We start from the raw sequence: 17,092 nt of genomic DNA on the forward strand, positions 1-17,092 counted from the left end.
CACCTGCCCCCAAGATTGACAGAGATCAATCAGGCCGCGCCGGCACGTCATAGATTGCCCCCCGGAGGAAACGGTGATGAATGGGTCAATGCCCCAGCATCACGCGGCTCGTGTCGAGGCCGCTATTGCATCAGGCCAGGCGGCTCGCTCCGCGCTCGTGGCCTCGTGGCGCCGTTCGTCCCGACTGCATCATCTCGACCCCTCTGGCCATGGCCTGCCCCAGCGTTTGACCGACGCCGAACTCCGCGAGGCGCGCGAGCGCATCGCGCCGCTGCTCGCCGCGGCAAAGGGGGCGATGGACCGGCTCTACCAGGCGGTCGGCGCTGCCGGCTGCTGCGTGCTGCTGGCCGACGGCGAGGGGGTGCCGGTGGATCGTCGCGGCACATCGGCGGACGACACCACCTTTCAATCCTGGGGCCTGTGGACCGGCGCGGTCTGGAGCGAGGAGCACGAGGGCACCAATGGCATCGGCACCTGCGTCGTCGAGCAGCGGCCGCTGACGATCGACCGCGACCAGCATTTCTTCACCCGCAACACGCTGCTGAGCTGCACCGCGGTTCCCATCTACGACCACGAGGCGGCGTTTGCCGGCGTGCTCGATGTCTCCTCCTGCCGCGCCGACCGAACCGATGCGTTTTCCAATCTGATCGCGCTCGCGGCGGGCGAGGCGGCAAAGCGCATTGAGGCCGACCTGTTCCGCCGGGCCTTCGCTCACGCCCGCATCGTGCTGACGCCGGCTGCGGACGGCCAGTGCGGCGGCTTGGTCGCGGTCGATGCCGATGATCTCGTGATCGGCGCGACCCGGTCCGCCCGGGCGGGACTGGGGCTCGCGCCGGGCCGGGCGTTGCGACCGGTGCCTGCGGCCGATCTCCTCGGCGGCGACGTCGCGCGCGACCACCTTGCCGGCGGTCAGCGTGCCGTGCTGCAGCGGGCGCTGCTGCGCGCGGGCGGCAATGTTTCGGCGGCCGCCAAGGCCCTCGGCGTCAGCCGCGCCACGCTGCACCGGAAGCTGAAGCGGTTCGAGCTGAACCACTAGGTCTTCGCGTCTTCCCCCTTCCGGGCCGCCTACCACCTGTCGCAGTTCTGCGACAGGTCCACTCCTCCATCGCTCCCATCAGGGCTGACAGCAAATGTCTCCCGATACATCGTCTGCGCAAGTCGCGAGCAGCGACGAATTGCGCAAACAGCAAACATCGGGAGTGATCAATGAACAAGGTTGAATTCCTCAGCGTCACCAAAGTTCCCTTCGCCGAACGCTACGACAATTTCATTGGCGGCAAGTTCGTCGCGCCGATCGCCGGCAAGTATTTCGACAATGCCTCGCCGGTGAACGGCCAGATCGTCTGCAAGATCGCGCGCTCCGACGCGCAGGACGTCGAGGCCGCCCTCGACGCGGCGCATGCCGCCAAGGGCGCATGGGGCCGCACCAGCGTCGCCGAGCGTGCCGCGATCCTGAACCGGGTCGCCGACCGCATGGAAGAGAATCTCGAGCGCCTCGCGATCGCCGAGACCTGGGACAACGGCAAGCCGATCCGCGAGACCCGCGCCGCCGACATCCCGCTCGCCATCGATCACTTCCGCTATTTCGCCGGCGTGGTCCGCGCCCAGGAAGGCTCGATCGGCGAGATCGACCACGACACCATCGCCTATCATTTCCATGAGCCGCTCGGCGTGGTCGGCCAGATCATCCCCTGGAACTTCCCGCTGCTGATGGCCTGCTGGAAGCTCGCGCCTGCGCTCGCCGCCGGCAATTGCGTCGTGCTCAAGCCCGCCGAGCAGACCCCGGCCTCGATCATGGTCTGGGCCGAGCTCATCGCGGATATTCTGCCGCCCGGCGTCCTCAACATCGTCAACGGCTTTGGTCTCGAAGCCGGCAAGCCGCTGGCCTCGAGCCCGCGCATCGCCAAGATCGCCTTCACCGGCGAGACAACGACGGGCCGGCTGATCATGCAATATGCCAGCCAGAACCTCATCCCGGTCACGCTGGAGCTCGGCGGCAAGTCGCCGAACATCTTCTTCAAGGACGTCACCGCCGAGGACGACGACTTCTTCGACAAGGCGATCGAAGGCTTCGTCATGTTCGCGCTGAACCAGGGCGAGGTCTGCACCTGTCCGAGCCGTGCGTTGGTCCACGCCGACATCTACGACCGCTTCATGGAGCGGGCGCTGAAGCGCGTCGCTGCCATCAAGCAGGGCGATCCGCGTGCGGCCGACACCATGATCGGTGCGCAGGCCTCCGGCGAGCAGCTCGCGAAGATCCTCTCCTATATCGACATCGGCAAGCAGGAGGGCGCCAAGGTGCTGGCCGGCGGCGGTCGTGCCGAGCTCGGCGGCGATCTCTCCGGCGGCTTCTACGTCCAGCCGACGGTGTTCGAGGGCCACAACAAGATGCGCATCTTCCAGGAGGAGATCTTCGGCCCCGTCGTCTCGGTCACGACCTTCAAGAACGACGAGGAGGCGCTCGCGATCGCCAACGACACGCTCTACGGCTTGGGCGCCGGTGTCTGGAGCCGCGACGCCAACCGCTGCTACCGCTTCGGCCGGGCGATCCAGGCCGGGCGGGTTTGGACCAACTGCTACCACGCCTATCCCGCGCATGCGGCGTTCGGCGGCTACAAGCAGTCGGGCGTCGGTCGCGAGACCCACAAGATGATGCTCGATCATTACCAGCAGACCAAGAATCTGCTGGTCAGCTACAGCCCGAAGAAGCTCGGCTTCTTCTGATCGGGGACGTGGCACTGAGGAGGTCGTCATGCCCGGGCTTGTCCCGGGCACCCACGTCCTTCGTGCCGCTGGGCAGTGTGGATGGCCGGGACAAGCCCGGCCATGACGCTGTGGAAGCTTCGGCGCCAAACTCATGCGTTTGGTTTCAGCCGGGCAGGCTAATGGTGGCTCGCAGTTCTTGACGCGGCCACGAATCTGCGCGTGCGGCGCCCGTGCATAGATTTGTTGCCCTATCAGCGCCAAAGATTTTGCAATATTACGATCACGTTGCAGTGCGGCATAATGAAAGTCGTGCCATGCCGCCGCGGTGCTTTCCAAGGGTGTTTGACTTGGGTTAGAGAGGACGAAAGTTTTCTCTGACCCGGAATTCCCATGGCCGCACCCAAGAAAGCCGCCGCAAGCACTCCACACGACAAGACCAACGGCGGTTCGCCCCCGGAATTCACGAGGGAGCAGGAGCTCAAGGCGCTCCGCGACATGCTCCTGATCCGCAGGTTCGAGGAAAAAGCCGGCCAGCTCTACGGCATGGGCGCCATCGGCGGCTTCTGCCACCTCTATATCGGCCAGGAGGCCGTGGTGGTCGGCATGCAGATGGCCCTCAAGGAGGGCGATCAGGTCATCACCGGCTATCGCGACCACGGTCACATGCTCGCGACCGGCATGGACGCCAACGGCGTGATGGCCGAGCTCACGGGGCGCCGCGGCGGCTATTCCAAGGGCAAGGGCGGCTCCATGCACATGTTCAGCAAGGAGAAGCACTTTTACGGCGGCCACGGCATCGTCGGCGCCCAGGTTTCGCTCGGCACCGGGCTGGCCTTCGCCAACAACTATCGCGGCAACGGCAATGTCAGCGTCACCTATTTCGGCGACGGTGCGGCCAATCAGGGCCAGGTGTATGAGAGCTTCAACATGGCGGAGCTCTGGAAGCTGCCGGTGATCTACGTCATCGAGAACAACCGCTACGCCATGGGCACTGCGGTCTCGCGCGCTTCCGCCCAGCAGGACTTCTCCAAGCGCGGCGCGTCCTTCAACATCCCCGGCCAACAGGTCGACGGCATGGACGTCCGCGCCGTCAAGGCTGCCGGCGACGAGGCGGCCGCGTGGTGCCGCGCCGGCAAGGGCCCCTTCATCCTTGAAATGCAGACCTACCGCTATCGCGGCCACTCGATGTCCGATCCTGCAAAATACCGGACGCGCGAGGAGGTCGAAAAGGTCCGCCACGACCAGGACCCGATCGAGCAGGTGCGCAATCGCCTGCTGGCCGCCAAGGTGAGCGAGGCCGACCTCAAGGCGATCGACGCCGAAGTGCGCGACATCGTCAACGCGTCTGCCGATTTCGCCCAGCATGATCCCGAGCCGGATGCCGCCGAGCTCTGGACCGACATTTACCGCTGAACGCGCGCAAGCTTTCTTTTGGAGTCGATATGCCAATTCAAGTGCTGATGCCCGCGTTGTCGCCCACGATGGAGAAGGGCAACCTCGCCAAATGGCTGAAAAAAGAGGGTGAGACGATCAAGTCCGGCGATGTCATCGCCGAGATCGAGACCGACAAGGCCACAATGGAGGTCGAGGCGACCGACGAGGGCACGCTCGGCAAGATCCTGATCCCCGAGGGCACCGCCGACGTCGCGGTGAACACGCCGATCGCGACGATTCTCGCCGACGGTGAAAGCGCCGCTGATCTCGCCAAGACGCCCGCGCCGGCCCCGCAGCAGAAGGCCGCCGAATCCGCAGCCCCTGCCGCCGCGAAGGCCGAAGCGCCCGTGCCCAAGTCTTCAGAGATAAAGGCTGCGCCCGCACCGCAAGCTGTTGCCGAGCCCGATCCGGAAGTGCCTGCCGGCACCGAGATGGTGACGCAGACCATCCGCGAAGCGCTGCGCGACGCGATGGCCGAAGAGATGCGCCGCGACGCCGACGTCTTCGTGATGGGCGAAGAGGTCGCCGAATATCAGGGCGCCTACAAGGTCACCCAGGGCCTGCTCCAGGAGTTCGGGCCCAAGCGCGTCATCGACACCCCGATCACCGAGCACGGCTTTGCCGGCGTCGGCGTCGGTGCCGCCATGACCGGCCTGAAGCCGATCGTCGAGTTCATGACATTCAACTTCGCCATGCAGGCGATCGACCAGATCATCAACTCCGCCGCCAAGACGCTCTATATGTCGGGAGGCCAGATGGGCTGCTCGATCGTGTTCCGCGGGCCCAATGGTGCTGCGGCGCGCGTCGCCGCCCAGCACAGCCAGGATTACTCGGCCTGGTACTCGAACATTCCGGGCCTCAAGGTCGTCGCGCCGTTCTCGGCCGCCGACTACAAGGGCCTGCTCAAGGCTGCGATCCGCGATCCCAATCCGGTGATCTTCCTCGAGAACGAGGTGCTGTACGGTCACACCGGCGAAGTGCCGAAGCTCGACGACTTCGTGATTCCGATCGGCAAGGCGCGCATCGTGCGCTCCGGCAGCCATGTCACCCTCATCTCCTGGTCGAACGGGATGACCTATGCGCTGAAGGCCGCCGACGAGCTCGCCAAGGACGGCATCGAGGCCGAGGTGATCGATCTTCGCACGCTGCGCCCGATGGACACCGAGACCATCATCAACTCCGTCAAGAAGACGGGGCGCGCCGTCACGGTGGAAGAGGGCTGGGCCCAGAGCGGCGTCGGCGCCGAGATCGCCGCGCGCATCATGGAGAACGCCTTCGACTATCTCGACGCCCCTGTCACCCGCGTCTCCGGCAAGGACGTGCCGATGCCCTACGCGGCGAACCTGGAGAAGCTCGCGCTGCCTTCGGCGGCGGAAGTCGTCGAGGCCGCCAAAGCCGTCTGCTACAGGTAGACCATGGCGGGCCCGAAGGAACAGCCTCTGCCACCCGACGTCATGACCCGCGAGGACGCGGTCGAGATCCTGCGCGTGTTCGTGCTGGACGGCGGGCTGTCGATGGCGTTCCAGCGTGCCTTCGAGGAGCCCGACATGTGGGGCCTGTTGCTCGTCGATCTCGCCCGCCACGCCGCGCGCGCCTATGCGCGCGAGAGCGAATATACCGAGGAAGACGCGCTGAACCGGATCCTCGAGATGTTCCAGGCCGAGATCGAGCGTCCCACGGACACCGGCACCACGACACCGCGCGGGAAGGGGCACTGACAGTGGCGATCGAATCCTATCACTTCGATTTCATGCTCGAGGCGATCCGCGAGGCGGAGGCCTCGATCGCGCAGGGCGGCCTGCCGATCGGCGCCGTGCTGACGCGCGACAACCAGATCATCGCCCGCGGCCACAACAACCGCGTGCAGGAGAACAACGTGATCCTGCACGGCGAGATGAGCTGCCTGCGCGAGGCCGGCGTGATCTCGTTCCACGACACCGTCATGTACACCACACTGTCGCCATGCTCGATGTGCGCCGGCGCGCTTGGTCTGTTCAAGGTGAAGCTGGTGGTGATCGGGGAATCCGTCACCTTCCCGGGATCCAAGGACATCCTCGACAAGTTCGGGATCCCCTGGATCGACCTTGCCGATGATCGCTCCATCACCATGATGAAGAATTGGCGTTCTATCCCGGCCAATGAGCGCCTTTGGCAAGGCGACATCGGCAACTAAACCTGGTCTGTTCGTCTTCGCTGTCGGAGACGAATTTTTGCAAAGTTCTTCTTGAGGTCAGCATGCCCATCAACATCCTGATGCCCGCTCTCTCGCCGACGATGGAGAAGGGCAACCTCGCCAAGTGGCTGAAGAAGGAAGGCGACAAGGTCAAGTCCGGCGACGTCATCGCCGAGATCGAGACCGACAAGGCGACCATGGAGGTCGAGGCCATCGACGAGGGCACGATCGCCAAGATCCTGGTGCCCGAGGGCACGCAGGACGTCCCGGTCAATGACGTGATCGCCGTGCTCGCCGGCGAGGGCGAGGACGTGAAGGCCGCAGGCAGCGCCAAGCCCAGCGCTTCAGCCGCGCCGCCGAAGGCCGAGAAACCTGCTGATGCTCCCGCTGCAGCACCGGCACCGGCTGCGCCCAAGGCCGCACCGCCGCCTGCCGCCGCGCCCGCGCCGCAAGCCGCCGCACCGGCCGCGCAGAGCAACGGCCATGGCGGCCGCGTGTTCTCGTCGCCGCTGGCGCGTCGTCTTGCCAAGGACGCCGGCATCGACGTGTCGATGGTCACGGGCACCGGCCCCCATGGCCGCGTGGTGGCCCGCGACGTCGAGCAGGCCAAGTCAGGCAAGGGCCTCAAGGCGCCCGCGGCGGCGCCGTCCTCCGCGCCCTCGATCGCGCCGACCATGTCGGACAAGCAGATCCTGTCGCTGTTCGAGCCCGGCTCCTACGAGGTCGTCCCGCATGACGGCATGCGCCGTACCATCGCGCAGCGCCTGACAGCGTCGATCCAGAACGTCCCGCACTTCTACCTCACCATCGACTGCGACATCGGCAAGCTGCTCGCCGCGCGCGAGGAGATCAATGCGGCTGCTCCCAAGGACAAGGAGAAGAAGCCGCTCTACAAGATCTCGGTCAACGACTTCGTCATCAAGGCGATGGCGGTCGCGCTGCAGAAGATCCCGAACTGCAATGTGAGCTGGACCGAAAGCGGCATGGTCAAGCATCACCATTCCGACGTCGGCGTCGCCGTTGCCATGCCCGGCGGCCTGATCACGCCGATCATCCGGAAGGCCGAGACCAAGACGCTCTCCACCATCTCCAACGAGATGAAGGATTTCGCCGCTCGCGCCCGCTCGCGCAAGCTGAAGCCCGAAGAGTACCAGGGTGGCACCACCGCGGTTTCCAACCTCGGGATGTTCGGCATCAGCCACTTCACCGCCGTGATCAACCCGCCGCATGCCACCATCCTCGCGGTCGGCACCAGCGAAGAACGACCCGTGGTGCGGAACGGCAAGATCGAGATCGCGAACATGATGAGCGTGACCTTGTCCTGCGATCACCGCGCCATCGACGGCGCGCTCGGCGCCGAGCTGATCGGCGCCTTCAAGCAGCTGATCGAAAATCCCGTCATGATGATGGTCTGACACGGCGGCAGAGGGGGCAACGTTGCATGTCCGTACCCGCTGGCCGTGGATATCGCTGCTGCTCGGAGCCGTCGTCGCGCTCAACCCGATTGGGCTCGAATTCCTTCACTCTGCGTTCCTTGCCGGTGAGCAACTGGCACGGAACATCGCCCAGCCTATCGTGTTCACCGCGCTGGCCGTCATGGTCCTGGCGGCAATGCTCGAATGGCTGGTGAGATATCTTTTGGTCAAGCGCCGCGCCCGCGGCGCCTCTTGAGTTGAACGGGAGCCGCCATGGCCGATACATCCTTCGACGTCATCATCATCGGCTCCGGCCCCGGCGGTTATGTCACCGCGATCCGCGCCGCCCAGCTCGGCTTCAAGGTCGCGATCGTCGAGAAATCCTATCTCGGCGGCATCTGCCTGAACTGGGGCTGCATCCCGACCAAGGCGCTGCTGCGTTCTGCCGAGATCTACCATTACATGCAGCATGCCAAGGACTACGGCCTGTCGGCGGAGAAAGTCTCGTTCGATCCGAAGGCCGTGGTGCAGCGCTCGCGCGGCGTCTCCAGGCGGCTGAATGACGGCGTCGGCTTCCTGATGAAGAAGAACAAGGTCAGCGTGATCTGGGGCGCCGCCTCGATCGACGCGCCCGGCAAGGTCACCGTGAAGAAGTCCGATGTCGAGGCGCCGAAGGGCTCGCTGGGCGAGGGGACTTACCAGGCCAAGCACATCATCGTCGCGACCGGCGCACGGCCGCGCGTGCTGCCGGGGCTCGAGCCCGACAAGAAGCTGATCTGGACCTATTTCGAGGCGATGGTGCCGGAGAAGATGCCGAAGTCGCTGCTGGTGGTCGGCTCCGGCGCGATCGGCATCGAGTTCGCCTCGTTCTTCCACACCATGGGCTCCGAGGTCACGGTCGTCGAGGTGCTGCCGCACATCCTGCCGGTCGAGGACGCGGAGATCGCCGGCCTCGCGCGCAAGCGTCTGGAGAAGCAGGGCATCAAGATCATGTCCTCGACCAAGGTGACCAAGCTGGAGAAAAAGGCCGACAGCGTCGTCGCCACCATCGACGACGGCAAGGGCAAGCCCGTGACCACCGAGTTCGAGCGGGTGATCTCAGCCGTCGGCGTCGTCGGCAATATCGAGAATCTCGGCCTCGAAAAGCTTGGCGTGAAGACCGACCGCGGCTGCATCGTGATCGACGGCTACGGCAAGACCAACATCCCCGGCATCTACGCCATCGGCGATGTCGCCGGTCCCCCGATGCTGGCGCACAAGGCCGAGCATGAAGGCGTGATCTGCGTCGAGGCGATCAAGGGCCTGCATCCGCATCCCATGGACAAGAACCTGATCCCGGGCTGCACCTATTGCCAGCCCCAGGTTGCCTCGGTCGGTCTCACCGAAGCCAAGGCCAAGGAAGGCGGCCGAGAAATCCGCGTCGGCCGCTTCCCCTTCGTCGGCAACGGCAAGGCGATCGCGCTCGGCGAGGACCAGGGCCTGGTCAAGGTGATCTTCGACAAGAAGACCGGCCAGCTCTTGGGCGCCCACATGGTCGGCGCCGAGGTCACCGAGCTGATCCAGGGCTACGTCGTCGCGATGAATTTGGAGACCACGGAAGAAGAGCTGATGCACACGGTGTTCCCGCATCCGACGCTGTCGGAAATGATGAAGGAAGCCGTGCTGGATGCCTATGGAAGGGTGTTGAATATTTGACCGCCGCCGTCATTGCGAGCGAAGCGAAGCAATCCAGACTGGCTCCGCGGAAAGACTCTGGATTGCTTCGCTTCGCTCGCAATGACGAGCATAGAGAGCCGTTTGCAAAATAAGAAGGAAATCATCCCATGCACGACAACGACAACCTCACCATCGAACGCCCGACCTTCGTCACGCATCTGGAATGCGCGATGGAAGGCGATCACTACGCCGCCGATCAGGTCCACAACCTCTCCAAGGCCGGCAAGCCGCTGCTGGTGCGCTATGACCTTGCGGGCGTGAAGAAGGCGCTGACCAAGGATGCGCTTAGCGACCGTCCCGCCGACATGTGGCGCTACCGCGAGCTGCTGCCGGTGCGCAAATGCAGCGATATCGTCTCGCTCGGTGAGGTGACGACGCCGTTGATCCGGCTGCCCAAGCTCGGCAAGAAACTCGGCGGCGGCGAGATCATCGTCAAGGACGAAGGACGGCTGCCGACCGGTTCGTTCAAGGCGCGCGGCCTGGTGATGGCGGTGTCGATGGGCAAGGCGCTCGGCATCAAGCACATGGCGATGCCGACCAACGGCAATGCCGGCGCGGCGCTCGCGGCTTACGCGACCTCCTGCGGCATCAAGACCACGATCTTCTGCCCGGCCGACACGCCCGAGGTGAACGTTAGCGAGATCGAGCTCCAGGGCGCGACGGTCTATCGCGTCAACGGCTATATCGACGATTGCGGCAAGATCGTCGGCGAGGGCAAGGCCAAGGTCGGCTGGTTCGACACCTCGACCTTGAAGGAGCCGTACCGCATCGAAGGCAAGAAGACGATGGGCCTGGAGCTTGCCGAGCAGCTCGGCTGGGACGTCCCCGACGTGATCTTCTATCCGACCGGCGGCGGCACCGGCCTGATCGGCATGTGGAAGGCATTCGACGAGCTCGAGAAGATCGGCTTCATCGGCTCAAAGCGCCCGCGCATGGTCGCGGTGCAGGCGTCGGGCTGCGCGCCGATGGTGCGGGCCTATGAGGCCGGTACCGAGCACGCCACGCGCTGGGAGGACGCCCACACCATCGCCTCCGGCATCCGCGTGCCGCAGGCGATCGGTGATTTTCTCATCCTGCGCGCGGTGCGTCAGAGCAAGGGTTTTGCCATTGCGGTCGACGATGACAAGATTTCGTCGGCACTGAACGAGGTCGCGCGCGAGGAGGGGCTGTTGCTCTGCCCCGAGGGTGCCGCAACCTACGCCGCCTACAAGGAGAGCCTCGCCGACGGCCGCGTCAGCAAGACCGACCGCGTGATGCTGTTCAACTGCGCGACCGGCCTGAAATATCCGCTGCCGCCGGTCACCCGCACGCTCGATCGCCACAAGCCGATCGACTACACGCAGTTCTAGCGCGTCATTTCGTCTCTTCACGAACGATCTCTCTTCCCGTACGCGGGAAGAGATAAAAATAAGAATGATATCGCTGGGGAGAGTGCAATGAACAAGGCCGTCTGGGCCGCGCTGATCGGTATCCTCGCTCTCACCGGCGCCGCGCGCGCCGATGACTATCCCTCGCGGCCCGTCACCATCATCGTGCCCTTTGCCGCCGGCGGCCCGTCGGATGCGATGGCACGCGTGCTCGCCGAGCGGATGCGGACCTCGCTCGGCCAGCCCCTGGTGATCGAGAACGTCACCGGCGCCGGCGGCTCGATCGGCGTCGGCCGGGCCGTGCAATCACCGCCTGACGGCTACACGATCTCGTTCGGCCATCTCGGCACCCACGTCGCCAACGGCGCCGTCTACAAGCTCAACTACGATCTCGTCACGGACCTCGAACCCGTGGTACTGCTGCCGAGCAACCCGATGATCGTCGTCAGCAAGAGCGCGGTGCCCGCAACCTCGCTGAAGGAGCTGCTCGCCTGGCTGAAGTCGCGCCCGTCGCCCGCGACCGCCGGCACCGCAGGCGCAGGCTCCGGCAGCCACATCGCCGGCGTCTATTTCGAAAGTGTCTCCGGCATCAAGCTGCAATACGTCCCGTATCGCGGCACCGCGCCGGCGCTGAACGATCTCATCGCCGGCCAGATCGATGTCATCGTCGACCAGACCTCCAACTCCATCAATCAGGTCCGCGCTGGCACCATCCGCGCCTATGCCGTCACCGACGACAAGCGTCTGGCCTCGGCGCCCGACATCCCGACCGCGGAGGAGGCGGGGCTGAAAGGCTTCAACATGACGCTGTGGTCGGGAATGTGGGTGCCGAAGGGCACGCCGAAGGAGATCCTGACCAAGCTCAACGCCGCCGCCGTGGAAGCGCTGAACGATCCCGCCGTGAGGAAGCAGCTCGAAAGCCAGGGCCTCGAGATGACGCCGCAGGATCAGCTCACGCCGGAGGCGCTCGGCGCGCGACAGAAAGCCGAGATCGCAAAATGGTGGCCGATCATCAAGGCGGCGAACATCAAGGTGGATTGAGGCGGGAAGAGCGGGCTCATGACGGACGAGACGGTCGCTGGCCTCGACAATCTTCAGGAGCAGCGCATGTTCATCGAACGCCTGACCCAGACGATTGCCTGGTGTCGTGATGCAGGTGTGCCATCGCAGGCGAAAGAGTCGCTACGAACCTGCAAGGTTGAGCAGGACGATCTGACGCCGCAAGATCTTCGTGCGATCGCTCCGGCGTATGGGCTTGCTCGGTTAGATCTATTTTTCAGCGTGCGACACACACAGACCTCATCGTGAGGGGCCGCGTAACGGCCGTCTCGAAGGATGGCCCGCGGGATCGGAGGAAGTTGGGGCCTTTCTTGGTCCCTTTGTGGGGGCTCACGTGAGGGCTCCTATTTGCAGAAACCATATTGCAATGAGGGGCGGCGATGAGGAGCCATGCTCGCTCACAGCTGAACATCACGCCGTGGTTGCCCGGCGTCCACCCAGTGCCATCTCCAGACATTGCATCAGGTCCGAGGTGGCGAACGGTTTGCCAAGAAAACAGATTGCCCCGGCCTTGAGCGCACGTGTCCGCACGCTTTCATCCGGGAACGCCGTGATGAAAATGAACGGTGTCGTCGAGTCTTGGGCTCGCATCTGTATCAACAGGTCGATCCCACTCATCATCGCCATCTGCACGTCCGCTATCACGCACGAGGCCCCCTTCACATCGGTCGACCCCAAAAACTCCTCGGCCGAGGCAAATGTGTGGACGACGTAACCGCGCGACTCCAGAAGATTGTTGATCGCGGCCCGCACATAGGGGTCATCGTCAAGCACCGCAATCACCGAAGGCACTGACAAGACGTCCGCTCCTCGCCTGGGAATACGCTTGCTGACGCACTGCGGCGATGCGTAACGTGAGCCTGCCGGGCAGGATTTGGAAGCATACTTAGGTTTGTATGTCGGGCTTGGCGCGCTGAATCCCCAGCGCCTCGGCCATTCTCACCAGGTCCGCGAGCGACTTCGCTCCCATCTTCCGCATGATCTGGCCGCGATAGATCTTGACGGTGATTTCGGCCAGTCCCAGCTCGGCGGCCACCTGCTTGTTCATCAGGCCGGACGTAACCAGCGACAAGACGTCTCGCTCTCGCGGGGTGAGGGACTCGAAGCGGGATCTGACATTCGAAACCGTCTTATCGAGGTTGCGGCGCTTGCGATCCCGCTCGATCGCGGCCTGAACCGCGTCGAGAATGTCCTGGTCGCGTACCGGCTTGGTCAGGAAGTCGACGGCGCCGCTCTTCATGGCCCGTACGGTCATGGGGATATCGCCATGACCGGTGATGAAAATGATCGGTGTGTGGATGTTTGCGCTGGCGAGGTCGGCCTGGAGGTCAAGGCCGCTCAGTCCCGGCAGACGGATGTCAAGTACCAGGCAACTGGGGACTTCCGGCGGTTTTCTTTGCAGGATCTGCGGCGCCGAACCAAATGCCTCGACCCTGAGGCCGACCGACTCAAAGAGATTGGTGAGCGCCCGGCGCATTGACGGATCATCGTCGACGATGAAGACGATCGGCTGATCGTCGTTCGCCTGAGGCGGGAAAGGCTTGGCGCGCTCTGTCACGATGCTTCCTCTTGATGCAAGGGCAGCTTGATCTGAAATGTCGCGCCTCGGCCCTGATTGGGCGACGCCGAAAGCCGTCCGCCATGGGCCTCGACAATGGAACGACAGATCGACAGCCCCATGCCCATACCGCCGGACTTCGTGGTGAAGAATGGCATGAACATCCGGTCGATGGCGTCTTCACGGATGCCGGGGCCGCGGTCCATCACGGTCACCAGCACCGCTCCGTTTCCGTCCGCGCCCGAGCGGATCGCCAGCTCGCGTGGACGATCAACGATACCCTCCATAGCCTCAATCGCGTTCATCATCAGGTTGATCAGGACCTGTTGCAATTGGATTCGATCGCCGAAAATCCTGGGCAGCTGTGACGACAGCTCCATTCGCACCGATATGGCGTGGCTGGCCATCTCACGCTGAACGAGCGCGACGGCCTCCCTGACGACCCCGTTGGCGTCGAGCGGCACCATCTCGATGTCGGCTTTCTTGGCGAGCGCCCGGACGTGACGGATCACCTCGCTGGCGCGGTTGCCGTCTTCGATGATCCACTCCACCGATCGGCGCGCCGCCTTGAGATCGGGCGGACTGCGCTGGAGCCAGCCGATGCAGGCATCGGCGTTGGCGATCACCGCGGCGAGGGGCTGGTTGACTTCATGGGCAATCGAGGCGGTCAGCTCGCCGAGCGTCGTGACGCGCGTCACATGGGCGAGCTCGGCTTGCGCCTTGCGCAGCGCCTCTTCAGCCTGGTCGGCCCGGATGGCTGCGGTCACATCGGTGCAGACGCCACGATAGCCGAGGAAATTGCCGTTGGTGTCGACGAACGGTTTGCCGCTGGTGCGAACGTAGATCGGCTGCCCGTTCCGGTCTTTGCTCCGATACACCAGATCGCGAAACGGTACGTGAGCATCGAGTGCCGCGCGATGCTCCTGCCACTTTTGCGGTTCGGTCTCAGCGTCGGGAGCGATGTCCCAGCGTGCAAGCCCGACCACCCCGGAAGGGGCCATGCCGGCGGTCTCGGAATGTTCGGAGATTTGGGTGACGCGATGGTCCGGTCCGGTCTCCCAGAACCAGTCGGACGCGGTTTCGGCATAGTCGCGAAAGCGCTGCTCGCTTTCACGGAACCTTCGTTCTGCCTCCTTGGCCGCCGTGATGTCGGTCACCGAGCCAACGAACTCCGTGGCCCCGCCTTCATCTCGCGTGGCGCGGGCCACCGCACGGACGTATTTCACGGAGCCGTCGGGCATCACGAGCCGGTATTCGTGATCGAAATCTCGGCCTTCGCGCGCGGCCCGACCCGTGACCTGTTCCACGGCGAGCCGGTCCTCCGGATGGATGCGTTGGAGCATGAACGGGATCGACGGCATCGCCGCCTCGTCGCATTGGAAGATCCGAAACGTCTCTTTCGACCAGGTGATCTCGCCGGTCGCGGCTCTCCAACCGAAGCTGCCGGTGCGGCTCAGTTCCTGTGCCTGGGCGAGGTAGGCCTCGCTCTGCCGCAATGCGTTCTCCGCTTCCTTGCGCTCGGTGACATTTTCGCAGGCGATCAGCACGACCGGTCTGCCATCGGCGCGCAACATGGCCTTGGCGTTCTCGCGCACCCACAGGACCGAGCCGTCTTTTCGCAATTTTCGGATTTCCCATGTGTGGGGCTGATCGACGGTCTCGAGGCACAGCGCGACACACTGGCGGACGAAGTCGCGGTCCTGCTCGAAAAACACGTCCATCACCGATTGGCCGATCAATTCCGACGCCCTATAGCCCAGCTGTGCGGCGCCGTACGTGTTCACGTTCACTACGGCTCCGGCCGGATCGACCATGAAGTACATGACCGGATTGTGCTCGAAGACTTGCTGCCATTGCCTGACTGCTGCGCGCAAGCCTGCATCGCCGTATTCCGGCCTCTGCTTGGCCGAGACGGCTTGCCGTTCACTGCGGCACTGCTGGATCAACCCAGACCCGACCAGGCATGCGAGAAGGAACGGAAGGATCACCAGCCGATCCCGCGGATCGGAGATCTGGAAATCAAAGAGGGGCGGGGCCGAAAAATAGGCGAGCGCAGCGACTGCGAGGAGGGTCAGGAGACCGGAGGCCAGGAAGCTGTCCGTGAGTGCGAACAGCAGGATCACCACAAGATAGCAGAAGGCGGTCGCTGCGAGCCCGACCTGGAGGAAAAAGCAGGCCGCAGTCACCACCGCCAATCCGACGCAGCCCAGGATGAACTGCGCGGCTAGCGTTCCGAATGTCGCTGCCCGGCCTAGCTTCATCGCAGACGGTCCCGGCGCTCCCTGCGGCGAACACAAATAGAGCACGTTGCAGCAGCGTGGGCAATTCTTTCCGACCCGGAGCTGGATTGGCGGCGGTCGAACGATGACACGCCATCGAATTTGCAGTTGCGGCGCCGTTCATGGGTGGTGCATCGAGCGCGGTCATGCCGACCCAGGTTTCGCGGTCACCGTGCAATTGGCGAGGTCTGCGCCGCCTCGTTGCGAACGCGCCGCCGCATGACCTCGGGCAACTACGGGACAAACCTAGGTATAGCTCCCGCATCCCTAGTCATGTCGGTCATTTACCTCCGTACAATTGAGCGCTTCATTGCCGGCGGAATAGCCTCACAACCAATCGGGAAGGGCCGGTGCGCGGCCATTGCACGCACCGCGACGACGCAGCCGCAATCCTGGTAATTCACTACCCGTCTGAGGTCGAAGGAATCGAACGAGCAAGAGCGCAGGCAACACGAGGGAGAGAACGATGTGCGGTAAGCCCGAACACCCTGAGCGTCGTCCTTCGGACAATGGCTGTGCCGTCTGCGGCCGGAAGTTCGGGCTGATCCGTTACTATTCCTCGCGAACCGCGATCTGCTCCAGGAAGTGCCTCGATCGTTTCCGGACGCGCAGCGAACGCGACCGCCGATGGTTGTTCCGGATGCAGCTGGCGTGAGATCGGCGGGAGCTGCGCTGTTCGGTCGTTCTGATCCAGGAGGCTGCGCGTTGAACCGGTCTTGGAAGCTTCTCTTCTCGAGCGTTCTCCTTCCTGGCCTCGCTGCGGCAGCCCAGGCGCAGGAGGCGGGACAAGGTACCGCCCATCGACACCATCCTCCTCAGGATCAGGCTCTGCACGAAAGGTTTTATTCGACCTGGCATATGCCGGATAATCCGGCGCACAGCTGCTGCAACAGCGCAGACTGCTACCCTACCGAGATCAGGTACGAGGACGGCAAGATCTTTGCGCGGCGCAGGGAAGACGGCAAATACATCCTGGTCCCGTCTCAGAAGGTGGAGCGGAACAGGGATAATCCCGACGGCCGGAATCATCTTTGCGCGCCACCGCCTGCGCTCTCTCCGCTGGATACCGTCTATTGCTTCGCATTGGGAGGTGCCACATGAAATTCGCGCTCGTACCGGTGAACGACTGGAGGCCATTCCGGCAGACCTACTGCATGCAGTGCTGCGAGCGCGGCGGCAGCTATCTGCGCGAGATCGGGACGCATCTGCCTTACTGCGACTATGAATGCTACGTGTTGTTTTACGAGGCCCTGGCGGAGCGGAAGGTTCGCGCGAGGGCGGCTTCATGAGGTTCGCGTTTGTCAATCATGAGCCGCCGTCGCGCGAGGCTGTGTGCAGCACCTGCTCGCAGCGACTCCGATCCGGCTATATCCGACATATGCGGA

Annotated in this window: 16 protein-coding genes; 13 read left to right on the forward strand and 3 right to left on the reverse strand. The window is 64.1% G+C overall.

What is annotated here, in order from left to right; genetic code table 11:
* Window positions 1-76: 76 nt before the first annotated feature.
* From AC1RUR_RS28635 to AC1RUR_RS28690, 12 genes are all read left to right on the forward strand, one after another.
* Entirely contained in the window at window positions 77-1,036 is a 960-nt protein-coding gene (locus tag AC1RUR_RS28635; RefSeq protein WP_492850252.1) for a helix-turn-helix domain-containing protein, read from the forward strand.
* Between the two features lie 170 nt (window positions 1,037-1,206).
* Complete coding sequence (gene adh, locus AC1RUR_RS28640) at window positions 1,207-2,724, forward strand: aldehyde dehydrogenase (RefSeq protein ID WP_492850254.1); 1,518 nt, start codon at window positions 1,207-1,209, stop codon at window positions 2,722-2,724.
* 372 nt (window positions 2,725-3,096) lie between these two features.
* Complete coding sequence (pdhA, locus tag AC1RUR_RS28645; RefSeq protein ID WP_492850256.1) at window positions 3,097-4,119, forward strand: pyruvate dehydrogenase (acetyl-transferring) E1 component subunit alpha; 1,023 nt, start codon at window positions 3,097-3,099, stop codon at window positions 4,117-4,119.
* A 29-nt stretch (window positions 4,120-4,148) separates the two neighbouring features.
* Window positions 4,149-5,552, forward strand: coding sequence for a pyruvate dehydrogenase complex E1 component subunit beta (locus tag AC1RUR_RS28650; RefSeq protein WP_492850258.1), 1,404 nt, complete (start codon window positions 4,149-4,151; stop codon window positions 5,550-5,552).
* Between the two features lie 3 nt (window positions 5,553-5,555).
* Entirely contained in the window at window positions 5,556-5,858 is a 303-nt protein-coding gene (locus AC1RUR_RS28655) for a DUF5076 domain-containing protein (RefSeq protein ID WP_092181243.1), read from the forward strand.
* A gap of 2 nt (window positions 5,859-5,860) precedes the next feature.
* Window positions 5,861-6,313: a nucleoside deaminase gene (locus AC1RUR_RS28660; RefSeq protein WP_492850260.1), complete on the forward strand. Its 453-nt coding sequence runs from the start codon at window positions 5,861-5,863 to the stop codon at window positions 6,311-6,313.
* Window positions 6,314-6,375: 62 nt separating this feature from the next.
* Window positions 6,376-7,728 (forward strand): pyruvate dehydrogenase complex dihydrolipoamide acetyltransferase, encoded by a 1,353-nt coding sequence (locus AC1RUR_RS28665; RefSeq protein WP_492850262.1) that lies wholly within the window; start codon window positions 6,376-6,378, stop codon window positions 7,726-7,728.
* Between the two features lie 22 nt (window positions 7,729-7,750).
* The gene (locus AC1RUR_RS28670; protein ID WP_492850264.1) at window positions 7,751-7,984 is read left to right on the forward strand and encodes a hypothetical protein; all 234 of its coding nucleotides are present in this window, start codon (window positions 7,751-7,753) and stop codon (window positions 7,982-7,984) included.
* 17 nt (window positions 7,985-8,001) lie between these two features.
* The gene (gene lpdA / locus AC1RUR_RS28675) at window positions 8,002-9,423 is read left to right on the forward strand and encodes a dihydrolipoyl dehydrogenase (protein WP_492850266.1); all 1,422 of its coding nucleotides are present in this window, start codon (window positions 8,002-8,004) and stop codon (window positions 9,421-9,423) included.
* Window positions 9,424-9,551: 128 nt separating this feature from the next.
* The gene (locus tag AC1RUR_RS28680; protein WP_492850268.1) at window positions 9,552-10,793 is read left to right on the forward strand and encodes a threonine synthase; all 1,242 of its coding nucleotides are present in this window, start codon (window positions 9,552-9,554) and stop codon (window positions 10,791-10,793) included.
* An 87-nt stretch (window positions 10,794-10,880) separates the two neighbouring features.
* Complete coding sequence (locus tag AC1RUR_RS28685) at window positions 10,881-11,852, forward strand: tripartite tricarboxylate transporter substrate binding protein BugD (protein WP_492850270.1); 972 nt, start codon at window positions 10,881-10,883, stop codon at window positions 11,850-11,852.
* A gap of 18 nt (window positions 11,853-11,870) precedes the next feature.
* On the forward strand, window positions 11,871-12,119 hold the full coding sequence (locus tag AC1RUR_RS28690; protein WP_492850272.1) for a hypothetical protein: 249 nt from the start codon (window positions 11,871-11,873) through the stop codon (window positions 12,117-12,119).
* Window positions 12,120-12,281: 162 nt separating this feature from the next.
* On the opposite strand, the gene AC1RUR_RS28695 is transcribed toward AC1RUR_RS28690, so the two are convergent.
* From AC1RUR_RS28695 to AC1RUR_RS28705, 3 genes are all read right to left on the reverse strand, one after another.
* A complete protein-coding gene (locus tag AC1RUR_RS28695; RefSeq protein WP_492850274.1) occupies window positions 12,282-12,668 on the reverse strand; it encodes a response regulator transcription factor in 387 nt (128 codons plus the stop codon).
* An 88-nt stretch (window positions 12,669-12,756) separates the two neighbouring features.
* Complete coding sequence (locus AC1RUR_RS28700; protein WP_492850276.1) at window positions 12,757-13,428, reverse strand: response regulator transcription factor; 672 nt, start codon at window positions 13,426-13,428, stop codon at window positions 12,757-12,759.
* Entirely contained in the window at window positions 13,425-15,689 is a 2,265-nt protein-coding gene (locus AC1RUR_RS28705; protein WP_492850278.1) for a PAS domain S-box protein, read from the reverse strand. Before AC1RUR_RS28705 ends, AC1RUR_RS28700 begins: the two co-directional genes overlap by 4 nt.
* Window positions 15,690-16,804: 1,115 nt before the next feature.
* Here AC1RUR_RS28705 and AC1RUR_RS28710 point away from each other — a divergent pair.
* Window positions 16,805-16,996: a hypothetical protein gene (locus AC1RUR_RS28710; protein WP_492850280.1), complete on the forward strand. Its 192-nt coding sequence runs from the start codon at window positions 16,805-16,807 to the stop codon at window positions 16,994-16,996.
* Window positions 16,997-17,092: the final 96 nt, after the last annotated feature.

The sequence above is a fragment of the Bradyrhizobium sp. GW821-FHT12B03 genome, from assembly GCF_058807535.1.